This window comes from Streptococcus parasanguinis (genome assembly GCF_001069785.1).
Lineage (GTDB): Bacteria > Bacillota > Bacilli > Lactobacillales > Streptococcaceae > Streptococcus > Streptococcus parasanguinis_T.
The window spans coordinates 1-5237 of record NZ_JVSR01000099.1 but is presented as its reverse complement, the minus strand read 5'-3'; the positions used below and the strand labels follow the sequence as shown (position 1 = coordinate 5237).

General features: G+C 29.0%; 3 protein-coding genes and 1 pseudogene. 2 read left to right on the top strand and 2 right to left on the bottom strand.

The window, feature by feature from the left end:
• Window positions 1-370 precede the first annotated feature (370 nt).
• Entirely contained in the window at window positions 371-733 is a 363-nt protein-coding gene (locus ADG03_RS09340) for a hypothetical protein (RefSeq protein WP_049472736.1), read from the top strand.
• Between the two features lie 233 nt (window positions 734-966).
• On the opposite strand, the pseudogene ADG03_RS11610 reads toward ADG03_RS09340, so the two are convergent.
• Window positions 967-1035 (bottom strand): annotated as a pseudogene (locus ADG03_RS11610) (peptidylprolyl isomerase); the annotation flags it as partial.
• Between the two features lie 1161 nt (window positions 1036-2196).
• Between ADG03_RS11610 and ADG03_RS09335 the strand changes: the two are divergent.
• Window positions 2197-3060: a helix-turn-helix domain-containing protein gene (locus ADG03_RS09335; protein ID WP_041818440.1), complete on the top strand. Its 864-nt coding sequence runs from the start codon at window positions 2197-2199 to the stop codon at window positions 3058-3060.
• A gap of 9 nt (window positions 3061-3069) precedes the next feature.
• On the opposite strand, the gene ADG03_RS09330 is transcribed toward ADG03_RS09335, so the two are convergent.
• On the bottom strand, window positions 3070-4653 hold the full coding sequence (locus ADG03_RS09330; protein WP_049472735.1) for an ATP-binding cassette domain-containing protein: 1584 nt from the start codon (window positions 4651-4653) through the stop codon (window positions 3070-3072).
• Between the last annotated feature and the right edge of the window lie 584 nt (window positions 4654-5237).

The following is a 5237-nucleotide window of genomic DNA, read 5'->3' as shown; positions in this document are numbered from 1 at the left end:
TAAAGAAATATTTACACATATTATGAGCAATCCTGAAAAAGATCATCATCATTAGTAAGATAAAGCATAATAAAGCCCTAGCAACCAGATTGTACTGCCCCAAAAAAAGTTAGGCAAATAGGCTATCCAAAGGATTTAGTTCTGTATTTTACAGGACTGAGTCCTTTTCTACTATTTGTATAGAAGTGTATACATTTTTAATCTATAGTCGTAGAGATTTAGTAAAACTATAGCCAAATATAGATCTTTTTCTAAAATTTACTAATGTCTGTTATAATGGACATTATTTGAAATTTCCATTATAACAGACATTGATACAGTTTTATAACATTATTTTTGTATAGTAATATTATAAAACGAGGCAAGAAACATGAGAAAATTTGTTAGCATAATATTGTTGTCATTATCAATAATTACGCTAATTGCTTGCACTAAAAATAAGCAACAATCTCTGGATGGCGAATACTATTGGATATCAAGTGAAAGAAATGAATTGGCATTTACTATTAAAGGAGATAATGCTTCCATAGAGCATGGAGAAGCCGACAGCTTTACCATTAACAAAAAAAAGAATACGATAGAATTAACTGGAAAAAACATTGCGAGTCGATCAGAAGATTATTCATTTAAAGAAGGGGTCTTTTCTGTTGATATTAGTGGAGTTAAGCACGACTACTATCTTAAAGATAGCGAAGAATATAATAACGCACTAAAACAATATGGATATAAATAACATCATTCACACCTATTTTCCCGAATAGGTGTTTTTTTGTGCTAAATAGATTCCTTCAAAAAACTTTTAAGCTTATTATTAACCGAAAGTCAAATCTATTTTTTGTTCAAATTTTGGTCAAAGAAACAAAATATACCATCCTATTTTAAAAAACCGAATTGTGATGATTGCCGATAAACAAACACTTTGATTTTTCTTTTTATTTCTTTATTCTTCTTATCATGCAAGATTCAGAGAATAAAGCTAGTTGCAGCCACTGCTCCAACACTAATTAAGGCTTTAGTTTTGACTTTATTTAACATCTTAGACCTTCTTTCTAAAAAACTAGGTCAAGAATAACAAAAAATATTTGTAAGTTTTATCACATCACAACGAAAGGTAATTCCTACATTTCTGGCGCAAAATCGTACAGTTCAGAGAAAAAATTAAAACCAGCTGTCCTTGGGGTATAATAGACTTATTGGAAAAAATAAAGTGCCATACTGTACTATGCTATACTATAGTTAAGAAAACTATTTACGAAAAACCATGCAACTAACTCCTGAGAACTTTAAATTATTTATTAGTGTCAAAAAGGATACCTTCCCAACAAAGATATCCTGTCTAGATACAACTTATAAATCCAAACACTGTAAAGGAGGAGGCACAAAAACTTTAAGTCTAGAAAAACAGTTAATTTTGAACTTGCATTATTTATGCTATTAATCAACTCAACATCTTCTAGTTTTTTGATTTTGGTCTTGGACTAGTGATAGTCACTGAACATTAACATTCGTAGAATATACTCTTCATTCCTCAAGTCTATTTGACTTAGAAAACTTAAAATCAACAAGTGTCACTATAGCTATTGATGTCACAGAAAGTCCTATTTCAATGTCCTAAAAGAAACCAAAGTAAGAATTATCCTGGAAAAAGATATACACCATAAAGACACAATCATAATCGATTTAACGACACTTCGTGCCTGTCAATTAGTTTTTTGAGATGGTCATACACATTATTTTACTCTTTTTAAAGAAAGTATAGGTCAAGTTTGTCAGAGCAATTACTTGTTTTTGTTATTTAGATACTATGAATATTCATGAGATATCTTTTTTCCTTTAAAAAGTTCTAAAAAGCATGTATCGACTGTAGAGGATAAGAAGTTTAATAGAGATAGTTGTAATACGTATTAAAATTGAGCGTTTAAATGCTAAGTTTAAAACTTTTCAATTTGTGGAATCATCAACTATGAGTTAAAATAATTTACGAACAGAGGCTTTCCAAAAAACTTGATATCATACGTTTTATTGTGGAAATATTTATTTCATTTTCTCCTAGTATTGAATTTTCACACACTCATTAATTTTATTGATATAATCCAATAATAATGATAATATCAAATAATAATAAAAAGATTTGATAGTATTTTTTCATAATCTGTCACACTTTCTAATGATTTTTTATGGTAAATGGAGATAAATATGATTTTAGGTGAAACTTATAGGAAAATAAGAGAAGAAAAGGGAATTTCTATTTCTTCATTAGCAGGTGCTGAAATTTCAAAATCTCAAATATCTAGATTTGAATTAGGAGAAACAGAGATTTCTGTCTTTAAGTTATTGTATCTTCTTGAAAGAATAGGAGTAACACTAGAGGAATTTCTGCTTATCTGTAATCATTATCAACCTTCGGATTTTAATACCTTAATAGCTTCTGTTAAACAGGCCGCATATAATGAAGATTCTCAAGCATTACTAGATATGGTAGAGAAAGAAATAGAACTTTTTCATAGGACAAATTCTCATTACCATAAATTAAATGCTATTTTCATTGAAAGTATTGTTTCGGGAATGGATAAGAATCATCAATTGAGTCGTCAAGACGCCTCTTATCTTACAAACTATTTATTTTCTGTTGAAAACTGGGGTTATTACGAAACGCTCATCCTTGGAAATTGCTGTCGTGTTCTATCTCCAGATTTATTATTTAGATATGCCAAAGAGGCGCTCAAAAAAGGGAAGTTGTATAGCTCTATACCTAAAAATAGACAATCTCTCATTCAACTACTTCTCAATTCTTTGATTATAATGATTGAGAACGACTTATATGAGGAATCTTTATTTTTAAAACAGGCTACGAAGAATATATTAGCGGATTCCACAGATTTTTTTGAACAAACTATTTTGCTGTATTTAGATGGATATTTGGAACTGAAATTCTATCATAATCAAAAATCACTTTTAAAAATCGAAGAAGCTTTAAAAATTTTCGAACTCTTCAATAAAACAATCTACAAAAATTACAAAGAATACTTTGAGAAACACATCATTCATTTAGTAGACTAGGCCATTTATCTATAGGGTAATAACGTGATCAAACTCTTCCAATATTTCTGGATTTTGATCATGAGTAATGACAATAACAATTGCATCTTTAATGGATAGAATGTAGTCCATCATTGCTTTGGCTTTTATTGGATCAAGGTTGCTTGTAGGTTCGTCAAAAATATATACAGAATATGGTTTGGCTAAAAACCTAGCTAAATCAATTCGTTGCTTTTCTCCTTCTGAAATGGTTTGATTTGATTGAGATAGACTCTTATTAAGGAAGTCTTCATTAAATCCTAAGGCTTTTCTTAATTTTTCAGTTAAATAAAGGTTTCTGGACAGTTTGATATTCTCTAGGATATTTCCTTCAATCAGAAAATCATTTTTTTGCACAAATGCAATATCTTTATATAACTCCTCTGAGGGAATATCAATATTCTGTTTTCCGTTGATTTTTATTTCCCCATCATAAAGATTTTTGGAATAATAGTTTAGTATTAATTTTACTAAAGTTGTTTTCCCAGCTCCTGAAGCACCTATAATCGCATAGCGTTTGCCTTTTTTAAATTCATAGGAAAAATGATCAAATAATATTTTATTTTCAATTTCATAATGTAATTGGCTAATAGAAATAGTCGAAATGTTATCACAATCAATTGTCCTTGTTTTATGGAAAATTTCATGATTTGTCTCATATAAATTTTCTTGGATATTATCAATAATGGACTTGCTACTGCTGATTAAATTTTTATTGTAAAGAATAGATTGTAATGGAGCAAAAACACCGTTTAATAATTGAATACTTGCTACTAGTAGTCCAATAGTCAGTAAGTTATTTCTTACAAAAAAGATACCAGCGACCATACAGGATAGTTGAGAGCCAAAACTTAGTAAAATTCCAGTAGTCGAAGCTAAGTCTTTTAAGAATTGATATTTCTTTCTGGACTCTTCAAATTCTAAACTGATTCCCTGAATTTTTTCTTGGGTCCAGCTTTGAATATTTAATAACTTAATTTGTTCAAAACCATTAATAAAGTTTGTCATTTTTGACAAATAGTGACTATTTTGTAGGGAATAATTATTAGTTGCTTTAGTCATTAACTTTCCAGGAATTTGAGATAGAAAAATCGTTATAATCGACAATAAAAGAAAGACTAATGCTAATCGCCATTCTATATAGATAATGGCAACCACACTCATGATAAGGGTCCCTAAATTTGCAATTAGAGAGATTCTAGGAATCAATAAATTTTCTTGAATAAGGTCACTATTTTTGGTGATATTATTTAAGAAATCTGAATGGTTACGGTTGTCAATTTGGTTAAATTCACGCGATAAATAATGTAATAAGAGACCCTTTTTTAGATCTATAATAACTTTTTTTACATATTGATTTTTAAGATAGGAATAAGAACAAGAGATAAAGAACCACAGTAAAATTAAACTTACACAAATAGTGATATGAAAGAGTAATCCACTATTTGAATTAGTTATACTATCAAGTATTCTTCCTAATTGAAGAGAGAAGAATGTCATTAAAAGAGCACTTGTCAGACTTAATAAAATAATCAAGAAATATAGTAATTTATATTGTTTCATAATCTGGTTCATATCTTACTCCTTAAGTAACTCTGATGAGAATATTATAATCCAAATATGAAAATCAGAAACAAACCTCCCGTATTTGGGACGCACTGAATAGTTTACACTAAATATAAAAAAATTATAAAATAATTATTTTTTAAAATAAGAGGAGAACTCATATTTTTATTTATACTCAATGAAAATCAAAGAGCAAACTAGTAAACTAGCCGCAGGTTGCTCAAAACACTGTTTTAAGGTTGAAATGGAACTGACGTAGTCAGTATCCCTACACATACGGCAAGGCGACGTTGACGCGGTTTGAATTTTATTTTCGAAGAGTATTAACAATGAATATATCACACTAAACCAGATAGAATATACAAGGTATATATAGATAGCTAAAAAAGCCTTGGAATCATTCCAAGGCTTTCTCTATATTCTATTGCATCAATTTTCTTATTCCGATTTCAGTTGCGATAATTTCACGTATATTTAAAATAGATACTTAAATTATATTACTGTTTTTCAAAAGTTCCGTCTGCTACACGAAAATCACTGTTAACAGTTTCAATTGAATTAAATTGAATCTTTAAATATTTTACTTCTTTTTC